The following is a 13,706-nucleotide window of genomic DNA, read 5'->3' as shown; positions in this document are numbered from 1 at the left end:
ATGTTCACTTCCTGACAAAATTGGTTAACGCTCCAATCATATGTTACCTAAACTTTGCCCTGTTTGAAAGCAAAAAAGCTGTTAAGGCTTATTTTAGCTTGCAGATTACCCAGGATATGTATAAAGGGCATGGCTCGTCTATTATCTTGCCCTTTATTGTTTTTCTCCAATAAACTGCTGGATTGCCTGTTTATTTTCTTCAAAATCCATTTCAAGCACTGCTCCTGCTTCATCGACAAGTTTATTTTCAAAGCTGTCACTGACTGGAATCCTCAATGTCTGAACATTCTCAGCGGAATTGAGCAGATAGGATACGGCCAAGGGGACTGCCTCATCGGCATCCATATCCGTTTCTATATACTGGGCTGCCTCAAGAACGACCGCCGGGAAATCAAGGACTCCCTCTATACTGCTGAATCTTTCAGTTAGCTTATTTTTAAGGGCAGCTAAGACCTCCTGCTGCCGCTCAACCCGGCCGAAATCACTTTCTCCGTCATGTCTGAAGCGGACATATGACAAAATTTCTTCTCCATGAAGGGTTTGCTTCCCCGGCTGCATATCCAGCTTCATATCCTCTGCCATTTCCTTTGAAACCTCAAGCTCCAGCCCTTCAGGAGCAATCAGATCTGCTGCAGCAATGAAGCCCTTGAAATCTATGATGGCAGTATAGTCGATTTCCAGCCCGAAATTCGCCTCAACTGTCTCTTTAAGCAATTCTTTCCCGCCTTCATAATAGGCATGATTAAGTTTGGTGCGCCTTCCGGTGCCCGGTATTTCCACATAGCTGTCCCTCATTAAAGAAATCAGCTTGATCTCCTTCTCTTTAGGCATATATCTTGCCGCTATGATTGCATCAGACCTTGAGTGTGCTTCTCCCCTGCTGTCTATTCCTATCAGGAGGAATGTAGTGTCTGTTGCACCTTGTCCGTATACTGTATCTTCTTTTCCGCTTGTCCCCGGTATGCCGGGGGCTGCCTTGTCGGCTCCATTGTCAAAGGGCAAGGAGCATGCAGTCAATTGGATGGTGACGCATATGATAAGCAATAGTTTTTTCATCACTGGCCTGCCTCCATTATTCGTTTACTTTCATTCTCGGGCATCGGAGGGCAGCCCTATACCTCCTGGTTAATATTTGTAAAATTCCGGCTCGTCTAAGGCAGCATGAAAAGGACCGGCCAGCAGGCCGGTCCTTTCCATTTAATATTTTACTGCAGTTCTTTCTTAAGCACTTCTACTGCTTTTTGAATCTGCGTATCGTTTTTAAGAAGCTTTTCTCTTAAGAGATCCATCATCTTTACGGTGGTATCTCCTGTAATGACACCCGTCTGCTCAAGTTTATGGGCTTTTTGGAGCTGGATGACTGCCTGCTTTGTTTTTTCATCAAAGAATCCGTCTGTCCTGCCCGGTTCAAAGCCAAGTGCCTTGAGCATTTCCTGTGCAGCCTTCACTTCAGCGGAAGAAGAAGACACCTTCAGTTCGCTTTCAGGATTGATAAACGGAAGCGATGCATAAGAAGGAAGCTCTGCTTTATAATCAGGCTCGATTCCTTTTTCGTGGATCCAGTTCGCTTCCGGCGTCAGCCATTTCTCCGTTGTGAATTTCATATTGGATCCATCCGTGAAATCTTCTGCACGCTGTACTGTGCCTTTTCCGAATGACTTCTCACCAACAAGAGGGACACCTGCAGACTCGTGCACAGCCGCTGCCAGTATTTCCGAAGCACTCGCACTGCCTTTGTCGATTACCACCACAAGCGGGATGTCAGGGCTGCCTTCAGAATTGGATTTTACCACTTCCCGATTGCCTTCCCTGTCTTCGATCTGGAATAATATTTCTCCTTCCGGCACAAACAGGCTGGAAATACTGATCGCCTGGTTCAGCAATCCGCCCGGATTCTGCCTTAAATCAAGGACAAGGCCTTTCATTCCCTGCTTCTGAAGATCGTTCAATACATCTATGAGTTCTTTCGATGTGTTATCAGAGAAAGTGGTGATCTGGACTTTTGCAATTCCATCCTCCATCATTTCCCCATAAACGGTCTCAAGCGGGATAGTATCCCTGGTGATGCTTATTTTCGTAGCTTCATCAGCACCTGCGCGCTGGATTTCAAGCTCCACTTTGGTACCTTTCTTGCCGCGTATCAGTGTTACTGCTTCTGTTGAGCTCTTGCCCTGGAGGCTTTTCCCATCTACAGAAAGGACTTTGTCATTGGGCTTCAAGCCAGCCTTTTCTGCCGGGGAGCCTTTGAGCGGGGAAACAATGATGATCTGCCCGTTTTGCTCCTGAATCTCTGCACCTATGCCTTCAAATGAAGAAGAGATGCTCTGATGGAAGCTTGCTGCTTCTTCTTCATTCATATAGTCTGAATAGGGATCTTCCAGGGACTCAACCATCCCGTTGATAGCCCCGTTTATGAGCGTATTCTGCTCCACATCTTTGTAGTAGCTGCCTTTCAATGTATCATAAGCAGAATACAGCTTATCAAATTCGTTTCGTTCATTGCCGATGCTGACAGCTTTTTCATCTCCGAATGCCAGCGCGAAGGTTGTAATCCCCGCTGCCAGGAACACTATGAAAAACAGCAGCATGACAAAGTGAAACTTCTTCATCCGGATGTATCCGGAATCAGGCTGCTTGTCTGAATTTTCCTGGTCTAAATGATTATTATCCAAGCTGTTCACCACTTTCGTCTCCATAAGGAAGTCCTTAGACCCTTAAAAATTAGAATAACATTTTATAAAGTAAATTAACAAAGAAATATGTACAAAAACGGAAAAATTTATGAATAAAAGAAGGCTTTTTTGAACAGGCCAATTAAAAGGGGATGGCCTGCTTCCATGCCATCCCCAAAAACCAATCAGGCAATTCCATACCCTTCATTTTCAATTGCTTCCTTGATTAAAGATTCCGATGTCTGCTCAGGATTATAGTCGACCTCTACTGTTTTTCCCTGAAGTGCTATTGACACCCCGGCAACTCCGTCAAGTGAAAGGAGGGCGTTCTTTATGGATTCTTCACAATGATCGCATGTCATTTCAGGTACAGTCATCGTTGTTCTATTCATTATTTTCTTCCTCCCTCTGTCAGTACTGCAGTCATTCTATTCCCCAATCAGGGCAAGTAAAAACAGGGAGTGATGATCATATTTTCTTTACAATGCTGAAATACTCTTCGAGAGTGAGGTTTTTCTCATAAATCTCCTCCGCTGCCGGACCGACATAGCGGAAATGCCAAGGCTCGTACTGATAGCCTGTTATACTTTCCTTTCCTTTCGGATAACGCAGGATAAATCCGAATTTATGGGCGTTTTCAGCAAGCCACTTTCCTTCTGCAGTGTTGCCGAACGCTTCAGAGAGCTCCAATTTTGCGCTTCTGCTGGATATATCCATCGCCAGGCCGGATTGGTGTTCGCTGCTGCCGGGCATGGCTACAGCCTGGACAGCCTTTTCTTCCCCGGCCCGCTGGATTTCAGCATCCAATATCACTGCCTGCCTTTCATATGAACGGTAGCCGGAAACGGCAAACAATTCAATCCCGGATTGCTTTGCTGCAGCAAACATCTTTTCCATATGAGCTGCAGCATCCTTGCGGATATAGCTCTTTTCAATATCCTGTTCCCCGAAAGAAAATGGAACTTTTGGACGGACAAGATCTTCCGGAATATAGCTGCCGGGCAGCATAAACTCTTTATTTACAAGCGCCATGATATTGGCAGGATTTTGAATCACTTTTTTGCCTTCTGTTTCGGTTATCTGATTGAAAAAGGCTGCTTCCAGAACAGGGCCGTCCGGGACAGACTTTTCTTCCTCCTCAGCTGCAGCCTGTCCATCATCCGTTGACGGTGCTGCCTCACTGGTCTCTTTGTTTTTATCAGAAGGGCTGTCCGCAGCCTGCCCGCCTTCAGGCCAAAAGGGAATCTTGCTGACAAAAGGCTCCATTCTGCTGCATCCCCCGAGGATAAAAACAGCTGCTGCGATGATCACTATTTTCTTCATTTCTTTCACCTGTCCTATTGTTGTACCAATGTTAGTATTTCACAATATGTTTATCTTAACACTTTTTGCACTGCATCCGAAAGCATAGATAGTATTGATATCAGCAAAAAAAGAAGATGCCCGGCATGGGGCATCGTATTTAACCATTATTTAATCGCAGCTTCCAGTGCAACCTCGATCATTTCGTTGAAAGTTGTCTGTCTTTCCTGTGAAGTAGTTTCTTCACCAGTAAGGATATGATCACTGACTGTAAGGACTGACAATGCCTTTCTGTCAAATTTTGCTGCAAGGGTATAGAGGGCAGCTGTCTCCATCTCTATTGCAAGAATTTGGTATTTTGCCCATTTTTCCAGCTCAGAATTGTCGTTATAGAACATATCTGCTGTGAAAACATTGCCAACCTTAAGGTTCAGGCCTTTTTTCTCACCTGCATCATAGGCTCTTTTTAAAAGGTCAAAATCAGCGGTTGGAGCATAATCCACGCCTCCAAAGGTAAGGCGGTTCATCTGTGAATCAGTTGAAGCGCTCATAGCCAGGATAACATCCCTTACTTTTACATCCTTCTGGATGGCGCCGCATGTACCTACCCTGATCAGGTTTTGGACATTATAGCTGTTCATCAGTTCATTAATATAAATGGATATGGAAGGAACCCCCATTCCGGTCCCCTGGACAGAAATCCTTTTTCCTTTATAAGTTCCGGTATATCCAAACATGTTCCGGACTTCATTGTAGCATTCAGCATCTTCAAGGAATGTTTCCGCTATATATTTTGCACGCAAAGGGTCTCCTGGCAGCAGAACCGTCTCTGCAATCTGATTTTCTTCTGCACCGATATGTACACTCATGTTTTTGTACCTCCAATGTTTTTCTGAAGCATGGTTTGCAACTGCTTTCACATCACACTATACCATATTTCCGCTGATGCTGGAAAACCAAGTGATGCCAGCATGTTTTTTTCTGCCCCGGGCAACCTAATATTAGTCTTTCCTAAGGAGGGATAAACATGCCGCAAGAACCGATGAGCAAAAAGCTGAGACAGGCTGTCCAGCACGCGAATGAAACCAATCCATCTTCACGTTCGAATACTGAACCGCATACCTCCAAAACAGTCCGGAGGAAGCATAAACAATAGTTCATGTGATATCAGAGGAGGAGAAGCGCCAGTGGGAAAAAAACACCGCAGCCGCATCAATTCACCAAAGAAAAACAATCATATCCCGCCTGAAGCTATCGTGGCTGAACATGAGGCCCATGGCAAAGAGAATTCTGCCGAAAGACGAAAAAAATAAAAAGCAAAAGCAGCAGGGGACTTTCTCCTGCTGCTCATCCTTTTTTCTATCTGATATGCACCCGGTTCACCTGCGCCCAGCCGCCGGGTTTGAGCTGGTAGTAGAACTGACCCCTTCTGCCCTCATCAATAAAGACAATATCCCCTGTTGACAGAAATCGTCCGCTGAAGTCAGCCGGCATGCGATCGGGAACATTGAAACTCCTGAAAGCGTGATCAAGACACTCCTCATGTGACGCACCCTTTATAGGCAGCCTGTACACCTGCTTATACCCTTTCTTTTGCCGGAACTCCGGTGTCTGGAAAATCGTCACATCATAATCCTTCTGCTTTAACATCGGCAACGTTAATTCCTTCAGCATGAAGCAAGCCTCCTTTATTTATTCCCTATGCCAGACCCATCCTTTTCGTCAGCAGCTCTATATTTTCTACTTCTGTTATTACATTTTCGTCCTGTCGATTCCTTCAAAGAACATTTTCTTTTTTTATCATTTTTCAGAAAATTCTGTCGTATACCATTTCCGTACAAGCTTGCTTCTGCATATTATATATAAACCAGCCTGCCGAAGGGGGAAATGATATGAGGGGCCATATTGCAATGAAAACTGCCCTTCCAGGAAGAATCTGCTTCTGCTTCTCCCGATTCTGGAACTTTTTATTCATTATTTTCTTTCATCTGCCGGCATCAAGTGCCTTTGAACGGCTTTACCGCAAAGAGTTATGCTTCTATCCTTTTCGTAAAAAAAACACACTTGCAGGATCCCTGCTTCTCGGCATCCTTGTATCCTTCCTGAGCTTTGCATTCCAGCCGCTTGCCCCTTTTCAGTCCATTGCCCACCGGGGCGCTGTCCAAATTGCTCCTGAAAATACGATGGCAGCCTTTGAAAAAGCCTATGAACTAGGTTTTGATTTTATTGAGTTGGATGTATGGCTTAGCAGCGACCATCAGCCAGTGGTCATCCATGATGGAGATGTCGGCAGGACAACAGGAGGAGAAGGACTCGTAACACAGCTGTCTGCCAGCCAGCTGAAGGAGCTTGACGCTGGTTCCTGGTTCAGCGATCAGTATAAGGGTGAAAAAATCCCTCTGCTGAAAGAAGTGGTAAAGCGTTTCGGAGGGAAGATCGGTCTTCTTATCGAAATGAAGGGGGCAGGAAGTGAAGCAAACCTGGCAAAAGAGGTTGCTGTCTTGCTGAACCAAACACTTGAGGAAGGCGTCGATCCTGATCTCTTAATGGTGCAGTCTTTCAATATTGCTGATATCCGGACATTCAGCACCCTTTCCCCGAAAGTTAAGGCAGGAATACTGGTCAGCAAGCCGCTCGATATGTTCCAGCTTGCTTCATACAGAAGTTTCGCCGATTTCTTGTCTGTCCATCATGCATTCTTATCTAAATCCTTTGTCACACAGGCAAAATCATTTGGGTACAAAGTCAATTCGTGGACGGTCACTCAGGAGCAGCAATTTGCAGCCATGCAGCGCCTGAAGGTCAACGGCATCATTTCTGACCTTTATCCAGACACTTCCTTACAATACGCCAGCACTTTTGATCGGCTCTTTTCTTTTGTAGACCCATGAGCAGAATTGAAGGTTTTCCTGCATAAAAAAGACGATGGTTTTCCATCGTCAAATACTGCAGGAATATTGTTTAAGTTGCCATCGTTTTTTGATGTTAATGGGGCTGTTGATTTCCGTTCCAGGCACTTCGCTTTCCGCGGGGCGGCGCTGAGCCTCTCTTCGCTTCGCTCATGCGGGTTCTCAGCCCTGCCGCTGCTTCCCGCGGGAAGTTGAATCCTCTTCTCCGAATTGAACATCGAACGAAGAAATTGCACATGCATTTTATGAAGAGTCTGCGTGCCGTGCACTCCAATCAACTGGTTTTTAAACTTTGGGTGTACAAAGGGGCTATTTTCGTTTCTAATACCTTTTCAATCTTTTTTTAACGGTACGACGTCAAAAATTCTGGTGACTCATTGTTTCCTTCAATACGGGATATCAGCTCTTCTTCAGCAATACCGTACAATGGTACTTTCCAATTGCTGTCTGATGCCAGCGAGATCATAATCTGAAACTCTCAGCCTCACATTGGTTTCATCCATTTCCAGTGCTTCTGAAAGGAAACCTCCGAGCCCCCTTGCTTTCCTGTCAACCTGCAGCATCAGCTCCATCTGGCCGCCGCCGGCAGGACGGAATACCAGTTCAAGCTCATCAAGCTTGCCCCTGAAGGGCCCTGAAACCGGAACGAACTCAAATTCCTGTATGAATGGAAGCCTGCCGCGCAGCCTGCGTGGCGCTTCTTCACATTCTGCTTCCCGGAGCCTGAAGCCAAGATCGGAAACTGCCTGGAACACACCGTCCATGAGCCTGTTCGGCTTAATGGATATATAATCTTTGTCGCCGGGATCTACCGCATTTTTAATGTCCAGGCCAGTTGAAATCCATACCTTCGTTCTTCCCAATGTCAGGGGTGAATCCTCAGGGATTTGAATAGAGAAAGGAATTTCCCGCGTTTCATTCGGCTGGATCACCAGTGTCTCAGCAATCCTGTATTTATCGATCACACCTGCAGCTGTATATTTCTTATCATCTGACTCTCTAATATAAGTTGTATTCAGAGCCAGGTAAATCTGGTCGATTTTCTGCTCTGTCTTCCCTCCCCTGATTTCAATGACACCCTTGGCCATTTCACCCGGATAAAAGGAGTCCCGCTCCAATTTTGTATCAACAGAAGCAGAACCTACACCTACACTTGCCAGCACTTTGTTAAAGAATGACATCTTATTTCCCCCTATTTCAATTAGACTGCTGAAGCAGCATACATGAAGCCGAAAGTACTTTAATACATTTAATATAACGATATGCGTTCATTTCAGCCTGATGATTTTTTAATACGTATGGCTGATGATAAAGTTTCATATCCGGGGAGGCAAAATGAAAATATTTGCTGAATTTTATCCTGCATGGCTGAGAAATATGTTGAATCGCCGCAGCGGGCCTGCCATTCCTGAGAAAACTTTGCTTAGCGGACGGGAGATGGCCAGCATTGAACAGGCACTAATCCGCCAGGCCAAAACAGATACGCCGATTTATATTTTGACAGAAAAAGAAAAGAAGGTTGCAGCGGCTATTTCTAGAGAAACGGAAAAATATAACCGCAATAATATTACGAGAACACAAGCCTATCTTTTGTTTTACAGACGAAACCCCGATCTCCACTGGGCATTCCTTGCCCATATGGTATCAAGGAACGGCGGCTTTTATATGACAGACATAAAGAGCTCTTATCTGGACAGTTTTCTCACGGAAGAAGACCGGGAGCGTTACTTTCTTTTTCTTGAGCGCTGCAATGCTTATATTTTCCAGGATGCGTACCCGCAGCTGCTGCTTTTAGAATACAGCAGGAGAATGGGAATCCCTCTGTTTCACCTGCTCCCCAAATTTCATGTATCAGGCTGGATGAAGCCTTTTTGGGATCATTTTTATGAGCATGGCTCTTCTGCTGTGATTACAGCAGCCATGATCGTGAACGAACAAAAAATGCTGGAAGACAGGGTCATCAGGACTACAGGTTCCAGCATACTGGATGATCTGCCTTTCCTTCTTCAGGAAAAACTCGGTTTCACAACAGTTGTATTCCCGCTGAAGAAGGCAAATACCTCTGCATTGCTCGGGGTCTCTGTAGTGGATTTCAGATCTGCTGATGCCCGCATAACCACAGGCAAATCTCTATACCAGATCCTTTTCCATAAAAAACACCACAGAAAGATAAAAGAATTCGCCCTGGGAACTCCCCATACTGCTTCACGGTCCGACTATTGGCGCAGCAGATATTCTGCCAGTAAAGAATCCGGAATGCTATACAGTCCTTCCCTGGATCAGGCATGGAAGGACAAGAAGCATTATTTCACCAGGAAAACAGACTGGTTTATAAAAGAGCAGGAAAGCTGCCTCTATCATTTGGATGCCTTGCCGGAAACCAAGGACTATGATTTAACGCGGAAGCTTCTAAAGCAGCATGCCTTACTTTCAGCTGCAGACTCGATTGCCCATCAAGTAATCCCTTAACACCCCTGGATAACGCTGCATAATAAAGAAAACTGGCGCTCTTTCCGGCGCCAGCTTCCACTCTTATCGTCATCTATTATTCTTCAATTTCCTCATCAATGATGCACTTATCCAGCAAATACTCGAAGGTTATATCCGCCAGATCCTCAAGCTCCATCTCCTCAGGAACGTATCCCCTTTTAACAAGCTCATGAAAGAAAAACTCTGCTATTTCCTCCGTATCTATAAAAACTTCGATTTCTCTCACAGCAACGCCCCCTTTTTCAGAATGTATGATGCTTTTCCTACTTTCATGCACAATATGAGAAAAACTTTTATTCTATCACCTGTGAGCATATCTCCCAGGGACAAGCCATACAATGTTATATCAGAAAGTCGGGAGGCGGATGGCATGAATAGGCTCAGAACGTTTGTGGATGATGTAAAAGAAGATGTTAACCAGGAAAACAGCATGATTGTAAATCTCTTTGAAAAAATACTCTCATCTATGTTCCTGATCCTTCTGGCAGGAGGGCTTCCCTATCTTGCCTATTTATACCTCGCTTCCGGCTTGTAGTGCTAGGCATGCTTTTTTCCGTCAGCCCCGGTCAGATGCTTAAGCTTCCGCAAGATCACCTGCATGATATGCCTGTATTCATCGTCGCCGAACAGCTGGAAGAGGATCCGGTAATCATTGTATATATCAAGCAGGCCATCAATCATTTGCTTTTTCTCTTTGCGGCTTTCCAGGAACTCTTTTTCCATCTGTTTCACAGAACCCTGCTGCTTCTTCAGATTAACAGGCTTCTGCTGCTTGTTGATTAGATAAAGGAGCCCAAGCTTCTGGATGAAAGTGTCGGCGCTTTCTGCATCCGCAAGCAGGGTCAGCTCTTCTTCCCCGGCCTCGAGCCATTCGCCGTCATTGATCCTGGAAAGCTCATAAATGACATCCTCCCAGGCATCCTCCTTATAGCGCCAGATTTCAGTCCGGAACCCCACCACCTTAAACAGGTCTGAACCATAGCCTTTCACCTGCACCAGATCGCCGAACAAAAATTTATATTCAATATCTATATGCTCTTTCTCCATTATATTTCCTTCATACTCAGAAAGCATCTGAAGGCTGGATTCCATAAACAGGCCCTCGCTTTTATTCACTTCATATACATGCATTCCGTCCAGCCATTTAACATCTGTTATTTTGCCGACTGTTCCATACATCGTGATCACGACTGTATCACCGATATTAAATCTTGGCTTTTTCTTCTTTTCCATATCCTCCATCCTCTCAATGATCGTCGTGAGTATTAATTACGATATCATATGCAGGAAGAAGATATTCGGTCCCAAAATTGCCCATATGCCGGCAAGTTCAAAAATAAGAAAAGGAGCCGCTTATCAAGCAGCCCCTTGCAGTAAGAATAAACTTATCTCTTTGTTTCGGACACCAGATAAAGCTCCCAGGCTTCATCAAAGATGGCCATGCTGTCCAGATAGTGGCCATTCATTTCCAGATAGCTGCTGAGTTCATCATAATCAAATGATGTCTTTGGGAAGCTATGGTCTTCAAACGCGGAATTGGCAAAAGAGCTGATGCTGTCCTTTGGCTCAGGATGACGGTATTTCATCAGGAAATGATAAAAGGATTTCGACATGGTACTCCCTTTCTTCTCTGGTATAATAAGCGCCGGCTGAACAGCCGCACGCAATTTCAACATTTATACCGTCTACTATAAAGGATGCCTGCCGGTTCGTCCACAAAGACAGACTTGCTTACAGGATAGATGTTGCCCAAGTGCCAAAAAGGCCGGGCCCCCGTAAGACAATCTCGCTATTCACTCCCATCTGCCCGCCTTTGCCATTTCAACCAGTGCAAAAATGATATTGAACATCAGGACAGACACTGCTGCAGGTACGGCATGAAGCCAGCTTTTCCCGTACTTCACTTTTATGACTGCTGTGAAATAACCGCAAATGAAAAGGACAGACATGGAAGACACAAGCATAATCAGCAAAGCATAACGCATAAAAATCCCCCCGCTGAAAGTTTTTTCCATCTTTATTATAGGACCCTGAGGGGGAAACGACTGCCTTATTCATGTATGAATGGTGAATCTTTTCTATCTGTTAAGCAATGGAATAAACTCCTTCAGCTTCAGTAAGTAAGATTCTGCAAGTGAAGCCGGTCGTGGACGATGTGCAGGAGGATAGCTGTCTGCAGTCTTCGACGAAAGCTTAAACTGGACAGCTTCTTCACATAACAGCTGCTGGCTGTTTATACGGTTTTCGCCGCTTTTCCGGTCCACATAGCGATAACGGCCATCATGGTCCTGTTCCCTTGCTTTGCAATTATCTTTCAGCATAACCTTAAGTACACTATAAATCCTTGCTTTAAGCCGCTCCTCCAGAATGGGAAAAAGAATCTCAACACGGTTTTCCATATTACGGGTCATCCAGTCTGCCGAAGAAAGGTAAACCCTTTTAGCTTGCTGATGATTGAAATAAAAGATTCTGGTATGTTCAAGGAATGTACCCACAATGCTAAGGACCTTGATGTTTTCACTGACACCCGCAATGCCGGGCCTTAAGCAGCAGACCCCCCTGATGATAAGATCTATCTTAACCCCTGCTATCGAGGCTTCATACAATTTTTTAATGATTTTCTTGTCAGTCAGAGAATTCATTTTTGCTATGATTCTTCCATTCTGATAGTTCCTGTGAAATTCTATCTCCTGATCGATGAGCCTGATGAAAGTATCTCTGATGCCGAAAGGTGAAACAGATAACTGTTGATAGGATGGCCTCTCCATATAGCCGCTCAGATAATTGAAAAAGTTAATAGCATCTTCTCCAAGCTGATGATTGCAAGTAAGCAGCCCCATGTCTGTATAAATCCTTGCGGTCGCATCATTATAGTTTCCTGTCCCCAAATGGACATATCTCTGGATATTTCCTTTTTCCCTTCGGATTACCAATGTAATTTTGCTGTGCGTTTTCAGAAGTGTCATGCCATAAATGACATGACAGCCTGCCTGCTCCAGCTCCTTTGCCCACTGGACATTATTTTCTTCGTCAAAGCGGGCCTTCAGCTCCACAAGCACTGTCACCTGCTTCCCATTTTCGGCCGCACGCTTCAGGCTTTCAATGATCGGTGAATCTCCGCTGACACGATAAAGAGTCTGCTTAATTGCCAGTACATCTTTATCATCTGCGGCTTCCCTCATGAAATCTACCACAGGTTCAAAAGATTCATAAGGATGATGCAGCAGAGCATCCCTTTTCCGGATTTTCTCAAATATTCCACCCTCACCCTCTAAATCCTGCGGAGGCTGGGGAATAAAGGACTGCGCCGCCAAATGCTCATGGCTTGCCTGGATTTTTTTACAAAATGAAAAAAGAAAAGTCAGATCCAGGGGGGCTTCGACAGGATAGATATCCTTCCCGTGTATTTCCAGCTCTTTCCTTAGGAATTCAATGACCTGACTGCTGTTTTCAGCCTGCTGATATTCCAGCCGGACCGCTGCACCTCTTTTCCGTTTCTTAAGCTCTTCTTCAATTTCCTGCAGCAGGTCTTCCGCTTCGTCTTCATGAATGGCGAGATCGGCATTGCGGGTAATTCTGAATGGAGTGGCAGAGCGCACTTTATATCCCGTAAACAGTTTGTGGATGCAATAAATAATAACCTCTTCCAAGAGCACAAACTTCCTGGCCTGCCCTTTCTGAGGCAGCTCCACCAGGCGGTCGATTACAGACGGTACCTGTACGATGACCAGATTTCCATCCAGGCTCAGATGCTTCTTTTTATCCGGCGATTTTTCTTCAATGATCACAGCTAAATTCAATGATTTGTTTAACAGCATCGGGAAAGGGCGGTAAGCATCTATCGCCATGGGAGTCAGAACAGGATAAACATATGCCTCAAAGAAGTTTTCAAGAAAAGCCAAGTCCTTTGATGGGACATCTTTAATTCTGGATATTTCTATCTGTTCTTTTGTTAAAAGGGGAGTAAGCTCATTGCAATATATTTCATCTTGCTTTTTAACAAGGGTATGTGTTTTTTCAGAAATGGCGCTCAGCTGTTCTTTTGGGGTCAGCCCAGCTTTGTTTTCGGGTTTATTGAAACCGGCTTTTACCTGATCCAGCAGACCAGCAACCCTGACCATGAAAAACTCATCCAGATTTGAGCTGAATATAGAAAGGAATTTATATCGTTCCAATAACGCATTTTGATTATCTTCTGCTTCTTCCAGCACTCTATTATTAAAATCCAGCCAGCTCAGCTCGCGATTATTGTAATAGGAAGGATTATCCAGATTAGAAATATCAGGTTTCTCATGGTTTATGTACATGGTTCTACATCCCCTTCTGCAATCTT

At 44.8% G+C, this 13,706-nt stretch carries 17 protein-coding genes; 5 read left to right on the top strand and 12 right to left on the bottom strand.

Translation table 11 applies throughout. The features are described 5' to 3' along the window. Window positions 1-153 precede the first annotated feature (153 nt). The 5 genes from Q9R36_RS08680 to deoD form a co-directional block, all read right to left on the bottom strand. Window positions 154-1,056 (bottom strand): LCP family protein, encoded by a 903-nt coding sequence (locus Q9R36_RS08680; RefSeq protein ID WP_094767226.1) that lies wholly within the window; start codon window positions 1,054-1,056, stop codon window positions 154-156. A gap of 149 nt (window positions 1,057-1,205) precedes the next feature. Continuing rightward, window positions 1,206-2,609: a lmo1851 family serine protease gene (locus Q9R36_RS08675; RefSeq protein ID WP_198018101.1), complete on the bottom strand. Its 1,404-nt coding sequence runs from the start codon at window positions 2,607-2,609 to the stop codon at window positions 1,206-1,208. A 248-nt stretch (window positions 2,610-2,857) separates the two neighbouring features. Beyond that, a complete protein-coding gene (locus tag Q9R36_RS08670; RefSeq protein ID WP_022544082.1) occupies window positions 2,858-3,064 on the bottom strand; it encodes a heavy-metal-associated domain-containing protein in 207 nt (68 codons plus the stop codon). A gap of 76 nt (window positions 3,065-3,140) precedes the next feature. Then, on the bottom strand, window positions 3,141-3,995 hold the full coding sequence (locus tag Q9R36_RS08665) for a M15 family metallopeptidase (RefSeq protein WP_022544083.1): 855 nt from the start codon (window positions 3,993-3,995) through the stop codon (window positions 3,141-3,143). A gap of 146 nt (window positions 3,996-4,141) precedes the next feature. Beyond that, complete coding sequence (gene deoD / locus Q9R36_RS08660) at window positions 4,142-4,843, bottom strand: purine-nucleoside phosphorylase (RefSeq protein ID WP_009795475.1); 702 nt, start codon at window positions 4,841-4,843, stop codon at window positions 4,142-4,144. A 158-nt stretch (window positions 4,844-5,001) separates the two neighbouring features. On the opposite strand from deoD, the gene Q9R36_RS08655 reads away from it, so the two are divergent. Together Q9R36_RS08655 and Q9R36_RS08650 are read left to right on the top strand one after the other, a co-directional pair. Further along, a complete protein-coding gene (locus tag Q9R36_RS08655) occupies window positions 5,002-5,130 on the top strand; it encodes a hypothetical protein (RefSeq protein WP_009795474.1) in 129 nt (42 codons plus the stop codon). Between the two features lie 31 nt (window positions 5,131-5,161). Next, a complete protein-coding gene (locus Q9R36_RS08650) occupies window positions 5,162-5,287 on the top strand; it encodes a hypothetical protein (RefSeq protein WP_009795473.1) in 126 nt (41 codons plus the stop codon). A gap of 46 nt (window positions 5,288-5,333) precedes the next feature. Here Q9R36_RS08650 and Q9R36_RS08645 read toward each other — a convergent pair whose 3' ends face one another. After that, entirely contained in the window at window positions 5,334-5,648 is a 315-nt protein-coding gene (locus tag Q9R36_RS08645; protein WP_009795472.1) for a YodL domain-containing protein, read from the bottom strand. Between the two features lie 218 nt (window positions 5,649-5,866). On the opposite strand from Q9R36_RS08645, the gene Q9R36_RS08640 reads away from it, so the two are divergent. Continuing rightward, complete coding sequence (locus tag Q9R36_RS08640) at window positions 5,867-6,865, top strand: glycerophosphodiester phosphodiesterase (RefSeq protein WP_224952005.1); 999 nt, start codon at window positions 5,867-5,869, stop codon at window positions 6,863-6,865. A gap of 428 nt (window positions 6,866-7,293) precedes the next feature. Here Q9R36_RS08640 and Q9R36_RS08635 read toward each other — a convergent pair whose 3' ends face one another. Continuing rightward, window positions 7,294-8,064, bottom strand: a complete 771-nt coding sequence (locus tag Q9R36_RS08635) for a sporulation protein (protein ID WP_224952006.1) — start codon at window positions 8,062-8,064, stop codon at window positions 7,294-7,296. Window positions 8,065-8,218: 154 nt separating this feature from the next. On the opposite strand from Q9R36_RS08635, the gene Q9R36_RS08630 reads away from it, so the two are divergent. Beyond that, window positions 8,219-9,352, top strand: coding sequence for a DUF2515 domain-containing protein (locus Q9R36_RS08630; RefSeq protein ID WP_311224924.1), 1,134 nt, complete (start codon window positions 8,219-8,221; stop codon window positions 9,350-9,352). Window positions 9,353-9,428: 76 nt separating this feature from the next. On the opposite strand, the gene Q9R36_RS08625 is transcribed toward Q9R36_RS08630, so the two are convergent. After that, a complete protein-coding gene (locus tag Q9R36_RS08625; RefSeq protein ID WP_009795467.1) occupies window positions 9,429-9,599 on the bottom strand; it encodes a YozD family protein in 171 nt (56 codons plus the stop codon). Window positions 9,600-9,743: 144 nt separating this feature from the next. On the opposite strand from Q9R36_RS08625, the gene Q9R36_RS08620 reads away from it, so the two are divergent. After that, on the top strand, window positions 9,744-9,908 hold the full coding sequence (locus tag Q9R36_RS08620) for a hypothetical protein (protein WP_022544085.1): 165 nt from the start codon (window positions 9,744-9,746) through the stop codon (window positions 9,906-9,908). Between the two features lie 2 nt (window positions 9,909-9,910). Here Q9R36_RS08620 and Q9R36_RS08615 read toward each other — a convergent pair whose 3' ends face one another. From Q9R36_RS08615 to Q9R36_RS08600, 4 genes are all read right to left on the bottom strand, one after another. After that, window positions 9,911-10,606 (bottom strand): hypothetical protein, encoded by a 696-nt coding sequence (locus Q9R36_RS08615; protein WP_022544086.1) that lies wholly within the window; start codon window positions 10,604-10,606, stop codon window positions 9,911-9,913. 152 nt (window positions 10,607-10,758) lie between these two features. Beyond that, window positions 10,759-10,986: a YozE family protein gene (locus Q9R36_RS08610; protein ID WP_022544087.1), complete on the bottom strand. Its 228-nt coding sequence runs from the start codon at window positions 10,984-10,986 to the stop codon at window positions 10,759-10,761. Between the two features lie 180 nt (window positions 10,987-11,166). Next, complete coding sequence (locus Q9R36_RS08605) at window positions 11,167-11,358, bottom strand: hypothetical protein (RefSeq protein ID WP_311224923.1); 192 nt, start codon at window positions 11,356-11,358, stop codon at window positions 11,167-11,169. Window positions 11,359-11,451: 93 nt separating this feature from the next. Then, window positions 11,452-13,680, bottom strand: coding sequence for an RNA degradosome polyphosphate kinase (locus Q9R36_RS08600; protein WP_311224922.1), 2,229 nt, complete (start codon window positions 13,678-13,680; stop codon window positions 11,452-11,454). Window positions 13,681-13,706: the final 26 nt, after the last annotated feature.

Origin of the sequence: Bacillus sp. AG4(2022) (assembly GCF_031844465.1) — a bacterium.
Taxonomy (GTDB): Bacteria; Bacillota; Bacilli; order Bacillales; family Cytobacillaceae; genus Bacillus_AB; species Bacillus_AB infantis.
This window is presented reverse-complemented; position numbering and strand designations above follow the sequence as displayed.